A 17,001-nucleotide genomic window follows, 5' to 3' on the forward strand; every position below is an offset into this window, starting at 1 on the left:
AAAATATTTGCGAGGGAGCCGGTTGGCTCCCTGCGGACAGACTATTTTACGATGGTTTTCACACCGTCAGCGGTGCCGATCAGCGCCACGTCGGCGCCGCGGTTGGCGAACAGCCCCACGGTCACGACGCCAGGAATGCCGTTAATCGCGTTTTCCAGCGCGATAGCATCGAGAATTTCCAGGCCGTGCACGTCAAGGATCACGTTGCCGTTATCGGTCACCACGCCCTGACGGTATTCCGGACGGCCGCCCAACTTGACCAGCTGGCGCGCCACGGCGCTGCGCGCCATCGGAATGACCTCAACCGGCAGCGGGAATTTACCCAGAATATCAACCTGCTTGGAGGCATCGGCGATGCAGATAAATTTATCCGCTACCGAGGCGATGATCTTCTCACGGGTCAGCGCCGCGCCGCCGCCTTTGATCATCTGCATGTGGCCGTTGATCTCATCCGCGCCGTCAACGTAGATCCCCAGGCGATCGACGCTGTTGAGATCGAAGACGGTGATCCCGAGGCTTTTCAGCTTCTCGGTGGAGGCATCGGAGCTGGAAACCGCCCCTTCGATCTGCCCCTTCATGGTGCCCAGCGCGTCAATAAAATGGGCCGCCGTCGAGCCGGTGCCTACGCCCACAATGGTCCCTGGCTGTACGTATTGCAGCGCCGCCCAACCTACCGCTTTTTTCAGTTCATCCTGCGTCATAATTATGGTCCGAGATGTGAATGCCTGTGGCGCATTATAGAACATCGACAGTGGAAATGTCCCTGCGATGCAGATCACACAACAGAGCAGACCAATTTCGTCTGTATCAAATAAAAATTTATGTCATAGTGCGAGATAACGATTAGTTATGGGGGCACGCCAGAATAATGAAACGACCGGACTACAGGACACTACAAGCGCTGGACGCGGTGATTAGAGAACGAGGATTTGAGCGCGCCGCGCAGAAGCTATGTATTACCCAGTCCGCCGTCTCACAGCGTATTAAGCAGCTGGAAAATATGTTCGGCCAGCCGCTGCTGGTACGTACCGTGCCGCCGCGCCCAACCGAGCAAGGGCAAAAATTGCTGGCGCTGTTGCGCCAGGTTGAACTGCTGGAGGAAGAGTGGCTGGGGGACGAGCAGACTGGCTCCACGCCGCTGCTGCTGTCGCTGGCGGTGAACGCCGACAGTCTGGCGACCTGGCTGCTGCCGGCGCTGGCTAATGTGCTGTCGGACTCCCCTATTCGTCTCAACCTGCAGGTGGAAGATGAAACCCGCACCCAGGAACGCCTGCGCCGTGGCGAAGTGGTCGGCGCGGTAAGTATCCAGCCGCAGGCGCTGCCAAGCTGCCTGGTGGATCAGCTCGGCGCGCTCGATTACCTGTTTGTCGCCTCAAAAGAGTTTGCGCAACGCTATTTCCCCAACGGCGTAACACGCTCGGCGCTGCTGAAAGCGCCGGTCGTCGCTTTCGATCATCTGGATGATATGCATCAGGCATTTCTGCAGCAAAACTTCGACCTGCCGCCGGGTAGCGTCCCCTGCCATATCGTCAACTCGTCGGAAGCCTTCGTCCAGCTGGCGCGCCAGGGCACCACCTGCTGCATGATCCCCCATCTGCAGATCGAAAAAGAGCTCAACAGCGGCGAGCTTATCGACCTCACTCCCGGCCTGTTTCAGCGCCGTATGCTTTACTGGCACCGCTTTGCCCCGGAAAGCCGCATGATGCGCCGGGTGACCGATGCGCTCATCGACTACGGCCACAAGGTGCTGCGTCAGGATTAAGCCGCGGGCATAAAAAAAGCCACTTCGCTGAAGTGGCTTTTTTGTTTCTATCGCTTACTGGGCCGGTTTCGCCGGCGTGGCCGGGGCCGCGGCCTGCGCCGGCTGCAGTTCAAACACGACGTCGACCTGGTCGTCAAACTGGATGGTGGCCTGCTCGTAGGTTTCCTGGGCGGAAACCGGCGCAGCGTCAGCGGCCTTCATCATGCGAACCATTGGGCTCGGCTGATAATTAGAGACGTGGTAGCGCACGCTGTACACCGGACCCAGCTTGCTGTGGAAACCTGCGGCCAGCTCCTGCGCCTGATGCACGGCGTCGTCGATCGCCGCTTTACGCGCTTTATCTTTGTAGGCGTCCGGTTGCGCAACGCCCAGCGAGACGGAGCGAATTTCGTTCAGACCGGCTTTCAGGGCGCCGTCCAGCAGACCGTTGAGTTTATCCAGCTGGCGCAAGGTCACTTCGACAGTGCGCACCGCGCGATAGCCTTTGAGAATGCTTTTCCCGTTCTGATAGTCGTAATCAGGTTGAGTGCGCAGATTCGCCGAGTTGATGTCTTTTTTCGCAATGCCGCTCTTTTCGAGGAAAGAGAGGTATTGCGCAACGCGATCGTCAGCCTGTTTTTTTGCCGATGCGGCATCTTTTGCCGCCACGTTCACTTCGATCGCCAGGGTGGCGATATCCGGAACCGCAGCAACGCTTGCTGTACCTGAAGTCACAATATGCGGACCGTCCGGCAATTCGCTGGCCTGTGCCGCCATCGTGCTAAATCCGAGTGTTGCCGCCAGGGCTAAGACTTTTAACTTCACTGTCGTTTCTCCATGTTACTTAAATCGCCCTTACGGGACGCATGCCAGCAAGCTTAGCGCGTACAGCGGGAAAGTCCATCGGACAACGCTTAGTTGAGCAACGCCTGGATATGGCCGACGCCCTCTTTTGCCAGCTGAAACGCAATAAACCACATGACGGCGCCGACCACAATGTTGATGATCCGCTGGGCTCTGGCGGTACGCAGCCGCGGCGCCAGCCATGCGGCCAACAGCGCCAGACCAAAGAACCACAGGAAAGAGGCGCTAATGGTTCCCAGCGCAAACCAGCGCTTCGGCTCCATCGCCAGCTGGCCTCCCAGGCTGCCCAACACCACAAAGGTATCCAGATAAACGTGCGGATTCAGCCAGGTGACCGCCAGCATAGTGATAATGATTTTCCAGCGCCCCTGCTGCATCACCTCGGCGCTGGCGAGCTCAAGATTCTGGCTGAACGCCGTTTTCAATGCGCCAAAGCCGTACCACAGTAAAAAGGCCACGCCGCCCCAGGTCACGAGCGCCAGTAGCCAGGGGGACTGCATCAGCAGCGCGCTGCCGCCAAAAATGCCGGCGCAGATCAGCAGCAAGTCGCTGACGGCGCACAGCAAGGCAATCATCAGGTGATACTGACGACGGATCCCCTGGTTCATCACGAAAGCATTTTGGGGGCCAAGCGGCAAAATCATTGCCGCTCCCAGGGCAAGGCCCTGAAAGTAATAGGTAAACATGAGGATTTTTCCGCTGTGTTCGAGAGTGGCGCTGACTATAACGCGAATAAATTATTAGCGGAAATTGAAAGTATTAATCATTAATAAGCAAAGCTAATGATGAGCCATTAAAAAAGGCCGGCATCGCCGGCCTGAGTCACTGAGTGGCGGTTTACTCGGCTTTTTCCGGCAGACGCACCACATGAACATCCATCTGCGGATAAGGGAAGCTGATGCCGTTGGCGTCAAATTCACGCTTGATGCGCTCGAGGATATCCCAGTAGACGTTTTGCAGATCGCTGCTTTTGCTCCAGACGCGCACCACGAAGTTCACCGACGAGGCGCCGAGTTCGTTCAGGCGAACCGTCATTTCCCGATCGCGCAGAATTCGATCGTCAGATTCGATAATCGAGGTCAGGAGCTGCTTCACCTTGTCGATATCGGCATCGTAAGAGACGCCGATAATAAACTCATTGCGGCGCGCCGGTTCACGGGAGAAGTTAATGATGTTGCCGGCGATGATTTTGCCGTTCGGCACCACCACCACTTTACCGTCGGCGGTACGCAGGGTAGTGGAGAAAATCTGTACGTTAAGCACCGTACCCGCTACACCACCAAGGTCGACATACTCGCCGGCGCGGAAAGGGCGGAACATCACCAGCAGTACGCCAGCCGCGAGGTTAGACAGTGATCCCTGCAGCGCCAGACCGACGGCTAAACCCGCGGCGCCCAGCACCGCAATGACCGAGGCGGTCTGCACGCCCACGCGTCCCAGGGCGGCAATCAGCGTAAAGGCGATAACCGCATAGCGCACCAGCGCGGAGAGGAAATCGGCAACGGTGGCGTCAATTTTACGCGCCAGCATCAGGCGGTTGACGGTATTAGAGACGACGCGCGCCACGATCATCCCGACGATCAGGATAGCGATAGCCGCGACGATGTTGACGGCATAGCTCAGCAGCAGCTCCTGGTTGCGTGCCAGCCACGTCCCGGCGTGGTTGATGCTATCGACAACGTTCAAATCTTCCATTTAACATTCCTTATGAATCCCCCAGGGGGAAGTAAATAACTCAGCCTGCGACAGGGCAGTCAGGTTATAGGGTAAACAATAAGTGCACGTTTTGCCAAATGGATCACAGTTTTCTGCCGCGCTATCCTGTTGTTAAGATAATAAAAAAGCCCGCATTGCTGCGGGCTTCGGGGTAAGAAACAGATTTTTCTTACAGAACGTCGATCGCATTCAGCTCTTTAAATGCCTGCTCCAGACGAGTCACCATGGAAGTCTGTGCAGCACGCAGCCATACGCGCGGGTCGTAGTATTTCTTGTTCGGCTGGTCTTCGCCTTTCGGGTTGCCCAGCTGGCCCTGCAGGTAAGCTTCGTTCGCTTTGTAGTACTGCAGGATACCATCCCAGGTTGCCCACTGGGTGTCGGTATCGATGTTCATTTTCACTACGCCGTAGCTGACGGAGTCTTTGATTTCCTGAGCGGAAGAACCGGAACCGCCGTGGAAGACGAAGTTCAGGCTGTTGTGCGGCAGGTTGTGTTTCTTGGAAACATATTCCTGAGAGTCGCGCAGGATAGTCGGGGTCAGAACGACGTTACCCGGTTTGTACACGCCGTGTACGTTACCGAAGGAAGCGGCGATGGTGAAGCGCGGGCTGATCTTGCTCAGCTCGGTGTACGCGTAATCCACGTCTTCCGGCTGGGTGTACAGGGCGGAAGCGTCCATGTGGCTGTTGTCCACGCCGTCTTCTTCGCCACCGGTGCAACCCAGTTCGATTTCCAGGGTCATGTCCATTTTGGCCATGCGCGCCAGGTATTTAGAGCAGATTTCGATGTTTTCGTGCAGGGACTCTTCAGACAGGTCGATCATGTGAGAAGAGAACAGCGGTTTGCCGGTAGCGGCGAAGTGTTTTTCACCCGCGTCCAGCAGGCCGTCGATCCACGGCAGCAGTTTCTTCGCGCAGTGGTCAGTGTGCAGGATAACCGGCACGCCGTAGTGCTCAGCCATCTGGTGCACGTGGTGCGCGCCAGAGATAGCGCCGAGGATAGCAGCACCCTGAGGAACGTCAGTTTTCACGCCTTTACCTGCGATGAACGCTGCGCCGCCGTTAGAGAACTGAACGATAACCGGAGAGCGTACTTTCGCAGCAGCTTCCAGAACGGCGTTGATGGAGTCAGTCCCTACGCAGTTTACCGCCGGCAGTGCAAAGTTGTTTTCTTTCGCTACCTGGAACACTTTCTGAACGTCGTCGCCAGTGATGACGCCCGGTTTTACGAAATCAAAAATTTTAGACATGTTACTTAGTCCTGTATCTGTATCTTCGACCGTTGAAGAAGGTTCGCGAGCCCTTAAGCGCGCTGAAAAACAGGCGGGTTTCCCCGCCTGAACTGAATTACTGCTTAGCGCGCTCTTCGAGCATCGCTACTGCCGGCAGGACTTTGCCTTCGACGAATTCAAGGAACGCGCCGCCGCCAGTGGAGATGTAGGAAATTTTGTCAGCGATGCCGAACAGGTCGATCGCTGCCAGGGTGTCACCGCCGCCGGCGATGGAGAAACCTTCGCTGTCCGCGATAGCGTTAGCCACGATTTCAGTCCCTTTACGGAAGTTCGGGAATTCGAATACGCCAACCGGGCCGTTCCACAGAATGGTTTTGGCGTTCTTCAGAATTTCAGCCAGTTTCTGTGCGGAAACGTCGCCAAGGTCCAGAATCTGCTCATCATCTTTGATGTCGTTAACAGATTTCAGAGTCGCCGTTGCGGTTTCGGAGAACTCGGTCGCGACGCGAACGTCAGTCGGAACCGGGATATCGCAGGTGCTCAGCAGGCGCTTGGCTTCATCAACCAGGTCCGCTTCGTACAGGGATTTGCCGACGTTGTGGCCCTGGGCGGCAACGAAGGTGTTAGCGATACCGCCGCCGACGATCAGCTGGTCAGCGATTTTAGACAGGGAATCCAGCACGGTCAGCTTAGTGGATACTTTAGAACCACCGACGATAGCGACCATCGGACGAGCCGGCTCTTTCAGCGCTTTACCCAGCGCGTCCAGTTCAGCGGCCAGCAGCGGGCCTGCGCACGCCACGTCAGCAAATTTGCCGATACCGTGGGTGGAAGCCTGCGCGCGGTGCGCGGTACCGAAGGCGTCCATCACGAACACGTCGCACAGCGCGGCGTATTTTTTGGACAGCGCTTCGTCGTCTTTTTTCTCGCCTTTGTTGAAGCGAACGTTTTCCAGCACCACCAGCTCGCCGGCAGCCACTTCAACGCCGTCCAGGTAGTCTTTAACCAGACGTACCGGGCTGGACAGTTTGTCTTTCAGGTAATTAACAACCGGCAGCAGAGAGAATTCTTCGTTGTACTCGCCTTCGGTCGGACGACCCAGGTGGGAGGTTACCATCACTTTCGCGCCCTGCTTCAGCGCCAGTTCGATGGTCGGCAGAGATGCACGGATACGCGCGTCGCTGGTTACTTTCCCGTCTTTAACTGGTACGTTCAGATCCGCACGGATAAAAACGCGTTTACCAGCCAGATCCAGATCGGTCATCTTAATTACAGACATGGTGAATCCTCTCGTTGATTCATAAAGTTTTGTCGACGTTTACGCGTCGAACCTGAAACCAATAGCCGCCATCGCTAACGTCGTGTCGAGCATTCGGTTAGCAAAGCCCCATTCGTTATCGCACCAGACCAGCGTTTTGATCAGATGCGCGCCACTGACCCGGGTTTGCGTGCCATCAACAATAGCACTGTGCGGATCGTGGTTAAAATCTGTCGAGACCAACGGTAATTCCGTATAGTCAACTATACCATGAAATGCACCTTGTGCTGCTTTTTGCAGCAACTGGTTGACTTCACATGCTTTTACCGGTTTTTTAACCGTCACGCTCAGGTCAATTGCCGTCACGTTTATCGTCGGCACCCGCACGGCAATCGCTTCAAAACGGTCGTTAAACTGCGGGAAAATACGGGTTATCCCTGCCGCCAGTTTGGTATCCACCGGAATGATCGACTGGCTGGCCGCGCGGGTACGCCGGAGATCCGGATGATAGGCGTCAATCACCTGCTGGTCATGCATCGCCGAGTGAATGGTGGTGACGGTGCCGGACTCGATGCCATAGGCATCATCTAACAGTTTAATGATCGGAATAATGCAGTTGGTGGTACAGGAGGCGTTGGAGACAATACGGTGCTCGGCGCGGAGTTCATCCTGATTGACGCCATACACCACCGTCGCGTCGAGGTCGTTGCCGCCGGGATGGGAGAAGAGCACTTTCTTCGCCCCCGCCTGCAGGTGCGCCTCACCGTGCTCACGGCTTCCGTAAACGCCGGTGCAGTCGAGCACCACGTCTACCGCCAGCTCGCGCCAGGGCAGCGCCGCAATGGTCGGCTCGTGCAGCAGACGGATGGCATCATCGCCAACAAACAGCTGCTCGCGCTCCTGACGAACATCCCAGGCGAAACGGCCATGGCTGGTGTCATATTTCAACAAATGCGCGATGCCCGCAGCATCCGCCAGCTCATTGATTGCCACCACGGTGATTTCCGCACGGCGCCCGGATTCATATAGCGCACGAACCACATTGCGTCCAATACGACCGAAGCCATTAATCGCGATGCGAATGGTCATAGATCTCCTGCAAGGCTGTCCCTGTGATGAGGTGGCTGACAGAGTAATCCAGCTACGCTCTGAGGGAAACCTTACCAGCTGCAAACTGCGACTGATTGATTAATTGTCGAACATCTAAACGACTGAAACGCTTCAGCTAGAATAAGCCAAACAAGGAATAAAAGGAATGTTTGTCCAGCGCAATAAACCAGCTATATGACTCACATCACATTTTTGCTGGAATAATTTACAACCGTATTACATGGTTCAGGAATAGCAGATACAAAAAAGCCGGGTGGCGAGGTAAAAGCAAAAACGGTAACCCAGGGGTTACCGTTTTTGGTGCTTGCCCCCTCTCCTGTGGGAGAGGGTTGGGGTGAGGGCATTAGCCCGCACCGTACCAGCGATTACAGCAGCGCTTTCGCTTTAGCGACCACATTGTCGACGGTGAAGCCGAACTCTTCGAACAGCTGCTCAGCCGGCGCAGACTCACCGAAGGTGGTCATGCCAACGATAGCGCCGTTCAGGCCAACATATTTGAACCAGTAGTCAGCGATACCCGCTTCCACAGCAACGCGCGCGGTCACGGCTTTCGGCAGTACGGATTCACGATAAGCCGCATCCTGCTTGTCGAACGCGTCGGTGGACGGCATGGAGACCACGCGCGCCTTCACGCCTTCGGCGGTCAGTTTGTCCCACGCGGCAACCGCCAGCTCAACTTCCGAACCGGTGGCGATGAAGATCAGCTCCGGCTGGCCGGCGCAATCTTTCAGCACGTAACCGCCGCGGGCCACGTTCGCCAGCTGCTCTGCGGTACGCTCCTGCTGCGCCAGGTTCTGACGGGACAGGATCAGCGCGGTCGGGCCGTCCTGACGCTCAACGCCATATTTCCACGCAATCGCGGATTCCACCTGGTCACACGGACGCCAGGTGGACATGTTCGGGGTCACGCGCAGGGAAGCCACCTGCTCTACCGGCTGGTGAGTCGGGCCATCTTCGCCCAGACCGATGGAGTCATGGGTGTAGACCATCACCTGACGCTGCTTCATCAGCGCCGCCATACGTACCGCGTTACGCGCATATTCCACGAACATCAGGAAGGTGGAGGTGTACGGCAGGAAACCGCCGTGCAGCGCGATACCGTTGGCGATAGCGGTCATACCGAACTCACGCACGCCGTAGTGAATGTAGTTACCGGCAGTATCTTCATTGATCGGCTTAGAACCAGACCACAGGGTCAGGTTGGACGGCGCCAGGTCAGCGGAGCCGCCGAGGAATTCCGGCAGCAGCGGACCGAACGCTTCGATGGCGTTCTGAGAGGCTTTACGGCTGGCGATTTTCGCCGGGTTGGCCTGCAGCTTCGCGATGAACTCGTTGGCTTTCGCGTCGAAGTCAGACGGCATCTCGCCTTTCATACGACGGGTGAATTCGGCGGCTTCCTGCGGGAAAGCTTTGGCGTAGGCAGCGAACTTCTCATTCCAGGCCGCTTCTTTCGCCTGGCCAGCTTCTTTGGCATCCCACTGCGCATAGATGTCAGACGGGATGTCAAACGGCGCGTGTTTCCAGCCCAGCGCTTCGCGGGTCAGGGCGATTTCGGCGTCGCCCAGCGGCGCGCCGTGGGAGTCGTGGGTACCGGCTTTGTTCGGCGAACCGAAACCGATGATGGTTTTGCACATCAGCAGGGACGGTTTGTCGGTAACCGCGCGCGCTTCTTCTACCGCGCGTTTGATGGCGTCAGCGTCGTGACCGTCAACGCCGCGCACCACGTGCCAGCCGTAGGCTTCAAAGCGTTTGGCGGTATCGTCGGTGAACCAGCCTTCAACGTGGCCGTCGATGGAGATGCCGTTGTCATCATAGAAGGCCACCAGTTTGCCCAGCTTCAGGGTACCGGCCAGGGAGCACACTTCGTGAGAAATGCCTTCCATCATGCAGCCATCGCCCATGAAAGCGTAGGTGTAGTGGTCGACGATGTCGTGCCCCGGACGGTTGAACTGCGCCGCCAGAGTTTTCTCGGCGATAGCCATCCCGACCGCGTTAGCGATACCCTGGCCCAGCGGACCGGTAGTGGTTTCCACGCCCGCGGTGTAGCCGACTTCCGGGTGGCCCGGCGTTTTAGAGTGCAGCTGGCGGAAGTTTTTCAGCTCTTCAATCGGCAGATCGTAGCCAGTGAGGTGCAGCAGGCTGTAAATCAGCATCGAACCATGGCCATTGGACAGTACAAAACGGTCACGGTCAGCCCAGGCCGGATTGTTCGGGTTATGGTTCAGGAAATCACGCCACAGCACTTCGGCAATGTCAGCCATACCCATCGGGGCACCCGGGTGGCCGGATTTGGCTTTCTGTACAGCGTCCATGCTCAGCGCACGAATAGCGTTAGCAAGCTCTTTACGTGAGGACATTTTGACTCCAGTTCGGACTGTTGAAGGCCATGCCCTTAACGACTTGACGAGAGCGCGTTTTGGGCTACGCCGGAAAAAAGTGTGAACAATGTAACCCAAGCGACAAGTCATGTACATGGAGCATCCTTTTGCCCTTTAAGAAATCTCTGGAACAGGTTGTGCTGCGCCGGAATCCGCTCGCCCGTATCCTGCGATACTCTTTATAATTTACGCAGAATACGGTTCCCTGCCGTCGCCGTATTGTCGGATAAACAACCATAAGATTGTGGAAGATAAAAAATGAAAATTCGCTCAACCGTACTTGCTCTTGGGATCGCAGCAACGCTCACCGGATGTCAGAACATGGACTCCAACGGTCTGCTCAGCTCAGGGGCCGAAGCCTTCCAGGCATACTCCCTCAGCGACGCGCAGGTGAAAACCTTAAGCGACCAGGCCTGTAAAGAGATGGACGCCAAAGCGAAAATCGCCCCGGCCAGTAGTGAATACAGCCAGCGGCTGAACAAAATCGCGGCTGCGCTGGGCGATAACATCAATGGTCAGCCCGTGAACTACAAGGTCTATGAGACTAAGGATGTCAACGCCTTCGCCATGGCCAACGGCTGCATCCGCGTCTACAGCGGGCTGATGGATCTGATGAACGATAATGAAGTCGAGGCGGTGATCGGCCACGAAATGGGCCACGTCGCGCTGGGCCACGTGAAGAAAGGGATGCAGGTTGCCCTGGGCACCAACGCTGTGCGCGCGGCGGCGGCCTCCGCCGGCGGCATCGTCGGCAGCCTGTCCCAGTCGCAGCTCGGCGATCTGGGTGAAAAACTGGTGAACTCGCAGTTCTCCCAGCGCCAGGAATCGGAAGCGGACGACTACTCTTACGATCTGCTGCGTAAGCGCGGCATCAATCCGTCGGGACTGGCCACCAGCTTCGAAAAACTGGCCAAGCTGGAAGCCGGCCGTCAGAGCTCAATGTTTGACGATCACCCGGCATCCGAAGCGCGCGCCCAGCATATTCGCGATCGCATGAAGGCCGACGGGATTAAATAACCGCCAGCGGGAGGCATGTCTGCCTCCCTTTTTTATCTACCAGTAAAAATATTTAGCCGCATCAATTGATAATTTAAGCGCACAAACCGTTAATTATGATTGCACCTCGTCGCAGCCAATTATTTTATATGCTGTTACTCAGCAATATATTATTTGGCAAATGAAAAACGGCGTACGCAATCCGCCTTTCAGAACCGGGTTCGACCAAATATTAAATAGTCCATCCCTCTTCGCCAAACGCAGCCAGCGCGCGCCACACCGCTTGTTTCCTGCCGATACCATTGCTCACACAATGATTGCTTTCGACATTATTTCAGGAGAATATCGCGATTGCAGTGATTCCCTTGAATATATCGACAGACAGAGAAGTGCCCTCAGTGAAAAAAGAATTACCATTCATCGCACTTGGCATTATTGCCGCCGCACCGGCTTTCGCCAGCCAACAATCGACCAGCCAGGGCTTTATTGACGACAGTCATCTGGATCTCTTTTTACGTAACGCTTATATCAAACGCGATTATCGCGATGGGCTGCCGGATAAAGCCGAATGGGGCCAGGGAATTATCGCCACCTTCGCATCCGGCTTTACCCAGGGGCCGGTCGGCTTCGGCGTAGACGGCATCGCCCAGTACGCCGTGCGTCTCGACGGCGGCCGCGGCCGTAGCGGCGCGGGCGGCATCGACTTTTTCGCCCAGGATGACGACGGCCGGGCAAAATCCGACCTCGCGAAATTCGGCGCCACCGGCAAAATGCGCTTTTCGAATACCGTGCTCAGCTACGGCAGCCAGCGCCCAATGCTGCCCATCGTCTACGCCGACGACTCGCGCCTGCTCTACGAGAGCTATACCGGCACCATGCTGACCTCACGCGAAATCGACGGTCTGGACATTAACGCCGGCTACCTGACCGCTCAGCAGCGTAAAAGTGACGACAGCCACAACAGCGGTCTGAAAAGCCTCACCTTCGGCGGGGCAAGCTACCGGTTCAACGACCAGCTCAGCGGCGCGCTGTACGCGTCGCATGTCGAAGATGTGCTGAACAAACAGTATCTTGGCCTCAACTTTAAGCAGCCGTTCGCCGCCAGCCAGCAGCTGATTCTCGATTTCAACGGCTATCACTCACGTCTGGATCAAGAATATGCCGATGCCAATGACACCGGACGCAGTAACAGCATCTGGAGTCTGGCCGCCAGCTATATCTGGGATATTCACACCTTTAAAGTCGCTTACCAGCAAAGCAGCGGCAGCACCGGCTACCACTATGGCGGCTACCAGAACCAGGGCGGCGTCGGCGATGGCGGGAACACCATCTGGCTGGCCAACTCCTACTGGTCTGATTTTAACGGGGAAGATGAACGTTCCTGGCAGGCATCGTACGGACTGGATTTTGCCGGGCTGGGGCTACCGGGGCTGACCTGGACCACCGCCTACGTGCGCGGGGATAATATTAAAACGTCAGAGACCAGCAACGGCAAAGAACACGAATGGTTCAATCAGGTTCAATACCAGGTGCAAAACGGGGCGGCGAAAGATTTGAAATTCAGACTCCGGTATTCGGTACTGCGGGTTTCCAGCAACGCCAGCGACTATAACGTCAGCGGCAATGAAGTGCGGTTCTACGTCGAATATCCGTTTAACGTGTTTTAAGCACGTCATGAACCCTCTCCTGCGGGTCGGCCCTCTCCCGGCGCGCAGGAGCAACCGTCCGGCGCCTTGATTAACCCCCTGTGCCGTACGGTACCCTCTCCCCGGAAGGGAGAGGGTTGGGGTCACTGGGTTATCATTAATACAGCGTCTTCTGCGGCGGGCCGGCAAAGCGCAGCGCGCCAATCTGGCCCATCTTCACTTCCACCACCGATGGCCCCGGCATCGCCAGCGCCTCGGTCATCACCGCCTGAAAATCCTCAGCCCGATCCACGCTCCACGCCTGCAGACCCATCGCCTGCGCCAGCAGGGTAAAGCCCGGCGTGTGCAGCTCGTTGTAATACTGGCGACCGCCAAAGTACTTATCCTGAATACCGCGCATCACGCCGTAGCCGCCATCGTTCATAATCAACAGCGTCACGTTGGCCTTCTCCTGCGCCAGGGTAGCCAGTTCGCCAAGGTTGAGGCTCAGGCCGCCGTCGCCGACCAGGCCGACCACTTTCCGTTGCGGATTGGCAATCGCGGTGCCCACCGCCATCGGCAGCCCCATACCGATGGCTCCGGCCAGAGAATGGATATTCATCAGCGGACCGTGAGCGCGGAACAGACGGCTGCCCCACAGGCTGCCGGAAACGGTAATATCGCGCACCAGGATGCCGTCATCGGGCAGCGCCTGCGCAATCGCGTCATTCAATTTAGCGTAAGCGCCGCACTGGTCGCGCAGCCCCTGCTCCGCCGCCTCTACCGCCTCTTTAAGTTGGCTATCCCAATGCGCATCGCCCCACATCCGGCCCTGTACCCGCTTCGCCAGCGCGTCTAATAAAGCGCGGCAGTCCGCCACCAGCGTGTTGTCCATCAGGTAGTTACGGCTGGCCGCCGCCGGGTCGATATCAATCTGCACCCTCGGCGTGGGCAGCGCCAGCGTCCACGAGCGCGTTTCGTTGCTGCGCAGCCGGGAACCGGCCACAAGTGTGAAATCACATTGTGAAATCAGCGCTTCAACCGAGGGAGAATTATGAAACGCGCGCAAGCTGGCGCGATGGCTGTCTGCCAGAATGCCGCGGCCGTGGGTGCTGGAGATCACCGTCACCCCGGCATCCGCCAGCGTCTTCACTGCCTCGCCGCTCTCTAACGCGCCGCCGCCAAGCCACAGCAAGGGCCGCTTCGCCTGCTTAAGCTGCGCCCACAGCGCATCGACCATCGCCGGTTCCGGCTCAACCGCCGGAGCGCGTTTCAGCGGCGCGGTCAGCAGTGAAAGCGGTATTTTGGCGCTCTGAATGTCGATTGGGATCTCCACCGAGACCGGGCCGCACGGCGGCGTCTGCGCCTCCTGAATCGCCTTATGCAGGATAGCCACCGCCTGGTTGGCGTTGCTAATGCGGTAAGCGCGCTTCGAACTGGCTTTCAGAAAGGTCAACTGATCGCGGGTTTCGTGAATAAAACCGGTGTCGGCGTCCAGCCAGGCTTTTTCGACCTGTCCGGTCAGGTGCAGCAGCGGCGTACCGGCGTTCATCGCCTCAACCAGCGCGCCGACCGCATTACCCGCCCCCGCGCCGGTACTGGTCAGCGCCACGCCGAGCCCTGAAAAACGGCCGTGGGCGTCAGCCATGGTCACCGAGCCCGCTTCACCTCGCGCCGGAACAAAGCGGATTTTTTCCCGCTGGCCGACGGCATCGGCGATCGGCAGGTTATGGATAGAAATGACGCCATAAATGGCTTCAACGTGATACTGCTCCAGCGTTCTGGCGATGGCATCGCCGACGGTTATCATTTCGCTCATTGCTCACCCTTTCTCAGTCGCACCAGTGGTTGACGCTATTACCCGTCGCCAGATAAATGCTCTTTTGCTGCATCCAGGCCTTCAGCCCCTGGATCCCTTTTTCGCGGCCCAGACCGCTCTCTTTAAAGCCCCCAAACGGGGTCGAAATGGAGAAAACTTTGTAGGTGTTGATCCACACCGTACCGGCTTCCAGCTGCTCGCTCAGACGCAGCGCGCGGCCGGTATCGCGCGTCCAGATCCCCGCCGCCAGCCCAAAGACCGAATCATTGGCCTCACGGATTAACGCCGCTTCATCGCGAAAACGCATCGCCACCAGTACCGGCCCGAAGATCTCTTCCTGGCAAACGCGGGCCTGATTGTTCAGCCCTTCAATGATGGTCGGCAGGAAATAGCTGCCTGCCGCCAGTGCCGGATCCGCCGGGATCTCGCCGCCGCATAGCACCCTGCCGCCTTCGCGTTTCGCCAGCTCGACGTACTCCTGCACGCTCTGGCGGTGTTTATCGTTGATCAGCGGCCCGACGTGGGTGCCAGCGTTGAACGGGTGACCAACCCGCAGCCCTTGGGTTAACTCCAGCAGGCGGGCCATTAATTGCGGGTACACTCTGTCATGAACAAACAGCCGCGAGCCGGCAATACAGGCCTGGCCGCCGGAGCTGAAAATGCCGTAGCAGATGCCCCGCGCCGCCTGTTCGATATCGGCATCTTCCAGCACGATGGTCGGTGATTTGCCGCCCAGCTCCAGCGACGCCGGGATCAGTTTTTCCGCCGCCACATGCGCCAGGTGACGTCCGGTGGTGGTGCCGCCGGTAAAGGAAATTTTGCGCACCTTAGGATGGCGGGCCAGCGCATCGCCGATAATCGATCCTTTACCCGGCAGCACGCTCAGCAGTCCGGCGGGTAAACCGGCCTGCTCAAAGATCTTCGCCAGCTCCAGCGCCATCAGCGGCGTGGCTTCCGCCGGTTTGAGGATCACCGCATTTCCGGCGGCGATCGCCGGGGCCACCTTCTGCATTTCGCTGGCGATCGGCGAGTTCCACGGGGTGATCGCCGCCACCACGCCCAGCGGCTCATAGCGGCTCAGGGTCAATAGATCCGCCTGCCGCGGCGTCGGCAGCTCGCCTTCCAGCAGTTCACAGGCGGCGGCAAAATAGCGCGCCGTCCCCGCCGCACTCATCACCAGTGCCCGCGCCTCCGCCAGCGGCTTACCGTTATCGCGGCTCTGCTTTTGGCTTAACTCATCAAGTTGCACCTCTATCAGTTCCGCGACCTTATGCAGGATCTTCGCCCGCTGATGCGGCAGCATCGCCCGCCACGTTGGCTCCCGCCAGGTGCGGTCGGCACAGTCGATCGCCTCCTGCAGATCATCGAGGCTTGCCGCATGCAGCGCCGCGTTAATAGCGCCATCCGCCGGAAACTGGCTGTGCATCAAATTGCCGCCGCCGCGACGCCACTGGCCGCCGATAAAAATGTCTAATTCGTCCATCTCAGCCTCTCTGCGTTATGCCAGTTCACGGCAGGCGCGTACCGCGCTCAGTGCCGCGAGGGTCGATGTTTTCGGATTGCTGGCGAGCGGCAGGCCGCTCAGCTCCAGGTGAAACTCGCCGAACAATCCTTCGGCGTGTAGCGTATGGGTGTTGCGTTGCGTAGCCGGATCGACCATCAGCTGTACCCGGGTCGCGTCAAGGCCGATACCGCCCAGCGCGATGGTTGCCGCCACGTTGGCATTCGCAGGGAATAACCGGGCCGCCTCGCGGGCGCTGCCCTCAAAGAAAATCTGCGCTTCATTGACCGCGCTGAGGTCGATAAGCTGTTCAGCATAGCTACCGCGCCAACTGGCCGGGCTTTTACGCGACCGATAGGTCACTCGTTCAAGCCCCCCCTCTTTCGCCGCCGCCAGGCCATCTATTCCGGCCACCGCGCCAGCCAGCAGCGTCAGCTTGCCACCCGCCTGGCGTAAACGCTGTTCCAGTTCGCTGTCCGCCAACGCACCGGTCGAGATCACCGCCAGATGCCAGCCGCGCGCCAGCACCGCTTCGCCGTACTGCGCGACCGCCTGCTGACTGGCGCATTCCAGCACCAGATCCGGCGTCCCACCGCATTGCAGCGGATCGGTAAGCGGCGTCACCGTTTGACCAAACTGCAGGCAGATCGCTGCGTGATGCGATTCGCGCGCCACGATCCACTCCACCCTCACCTGCGGCGGCAGGCGTTCAATCACCGCCTGGGCCATCGCGCCATAGCCAATTAACATGACCTTTTTCAT

The 17,001-nt window shown here is 58.0% G+C and carries 14 protein-coding genes; 3 read left to right on the top strand and 11 right to left on the bottom strand.

Annotation, left to right across the window (positions count from 1 at the left end; all coding sequences use genetic code 11):
* Positions 1 to 41 precede the first annotated feature (41 nt).
* Positions 42 to 701 (bottom strand): ribose-5-phosphate isomerase RpiA, encoded by a 660-nt coding sequence (gene rpiA, locus ABLU50_RS11035; protein ID WP_002916495.1) that lies wholly within the window; start codon positions 699 to 701, stop codon positions 42 to 44.
* 167 nt (positions 702 to 868) lie between these two features.
* Here rpiA and argP point away from each other — a divergent pair, with 167 nt between their 5' ends.
* Positions 869 to 1,762 (top strand): DNA-binding transcriptional regulator ArgP, encoded by an 894-nt coding sequence (argP, locus tag ABLU50_RS11040; RefSeq protein WP_002916497.1) that lies wholly within the window; start codon positions 869 to 871, stop codon positions 1,760 to 1,762.
* Positions 1,763 to 1,816: 54 nt separating this feature from the next.
* Here the strand turns inward: argP and ABLU50_RS11045 are convergent, their stop codons facing one another.
* From ABLU50_RS11045 to tkt, 7 genes are all read right to left on the bottom strand, one after another.
* Positions 1,817 to 2,566, bottom strand: coding sequence for an oxidative stress defense protein (locus ABLU50_RS11045; RefSeq protein WP_087832717.1), 750 nt, complete (start codon positions 2,564 to 2,566; stop codon positions 1,817 to 1,819).
* A gap of 89 nt (positions 2,567 to 2,655) precedes the next feature.
* Complete coding sequence (argO, locus tag ABLU50_RS11050) at positions 2,656 to 3,291, bottom strand: arginine exporter ArgO (RefSeq protein WP_004205294.1); 636 nt, start codon at positions 3,289 to 3,291, stop codon at positions 2,656 to 2,658.
* Positions 3,292 to 3,442: 151 nt separating this feature from the next.
* Entirely contained in the window at positions 3,443 to 4,300 is an 858-nt protein-coding gene (locus ABLU50_RS11055) for a small-conductance mechanosensitive channel MscS (protein WP_017899785.1), read from the bottom strand.
* A 190-nt stretch (positions 4,301 to 4,490) separates the two neighbouring features.
* Positions 4,491 to 5,570 (bottom strand): class II fructose-bisphosphate aldolase, encoded by a 1,080-nt coding sequence (fbaA, locus tag ABLU50_RS11060; protein ID WP_004205292.1) that lies wholly within the window; start codon positions 5,568 to 5,570, stop codon positions 4,491 to 4,493.
* A 97-nt stretch (positions 5,571 to 5,667) separates the two neighbouring features.
* A complete protein-coding gene (gene pgk, locus ABLU50_RS11065; RefSeq protein WP_017899784.1) occupies positions 5,668 to 6,831 on the bottom strand; it encodes a phosphoglycerate kinase in 1,164 nt (387 codons plus the stop codon).
* Between the two features lie 39 nt (positions 6,832 to 6,870).
* Positions 6,871 to 7,899: an erythrose-4-phosphate dehydrogenase gene (gene epd, locus ABLU50_RS11070; protein WP_004205289.1), complete on the bottom strand. Its 1,029-nt coding sequence runs from the start codon at positions 7,897 to 7,899 to the stop codon at positions 6,871 to 6,873.
* A gap of 386 nt (positions 7,900 to 8,285) precedes the next feature.
* Entirely contained in the window at positions 8,286 to 10,277 is a 1,992-nt protein-coding gene (tkt, locus tag ABLU50_RS11075; RefSeq protein ID WP_017899782.1) for a transketolase, read from the bottom strand.
* 279 nt (positions 10,278 to 10,556) lie between these two features.
* Between tkt and ABLU50_RS11080 the strand changes: the two genes are divergently transcribed.
* Positions 10,557 to 11,315, top strand: a complete 759-nt coding sequence (locus ABLU50_RS11080) for a M48 family metallopeptidase (RefSeq protein ID WP_017899781.1) — start codon at positions 10,557 to 10,559, stop codon at positions 11,313 to 11,315.
* Positions 11,316 to 11,692: 377 nt separating this feature from the next.
* Complete coding sequence (locus ABLU50_RS11085; RefSeq protein WP_087832716.1) at positions 11,693 to 12,961, top strand: OprD family outer membrane porin; 1,269 nt, start codon at positions 11,693 to 11,695, stop codon at positions 12,959 to 12,961.
* Between the two features lie 136 nt (positions 12,962 to 13,097).
* Here the strand turns inward: ABLU50_RS11085 and ABLU50_RS11090 are convergent, their stop codons facing one another.
* Genes ABLU50_RS11090 through ABLU50_RS11100 form a run of 3 tightly spaced genes read right to left on the bottom strand, consistent with a single transcriptional unit; the run spans position 13,098 to position 17,001 of the window.
* On the bottom strand, positions 13,098 to 14,738 hold the full coding sequence (locus tag ABLU50_RS11090) for a thiamine pyrophosphate-binding protein (protein ID WP_087832715.1): 1,641 nt from the start codon (positions 14,736 to 14,738) through the stop codon (positions 13,098 to 13,100).
* A 13-nt stretch (positions 14,739 to 14,751) separates the two neighbouring features.
* Complete coding sequence (locus ABLU50_RS11095) at positions 14,752 to 16,221, bottom strand: aldehyde dehydrogenase (protein WP_087832714.1); 1,470 nt, start codon at positions 16,219 to 16,221, stop codon at positions 14,752 to 14,754.
* Positions 16,222 to 16,236: 15 nt separating this feature from the next.
* Positions 16,237 to 17,001 (bottom strand): aspartate dehydrogenase, encoded by a 765-nt coding sequence (locus ABLU50_RS11100; RefSeq protein ID WP_017899778.1) that lies wholly within the window; start codon positions 16,999 to 17,001, stop codon positions 16,237 to 16,239.

This window comes from Klebsiella sp. GG_Kp173, from assembly GCF_040062415.1.
In the GTDB taxonomy this organism is placed as follows: domain Bacteria; phylum Pseudomonadota; class Gammaproteobacteria; order Enterobacterales; family Enterobacteriaceae; genus Klebsiella; species Klebsiella quasipneumoniae.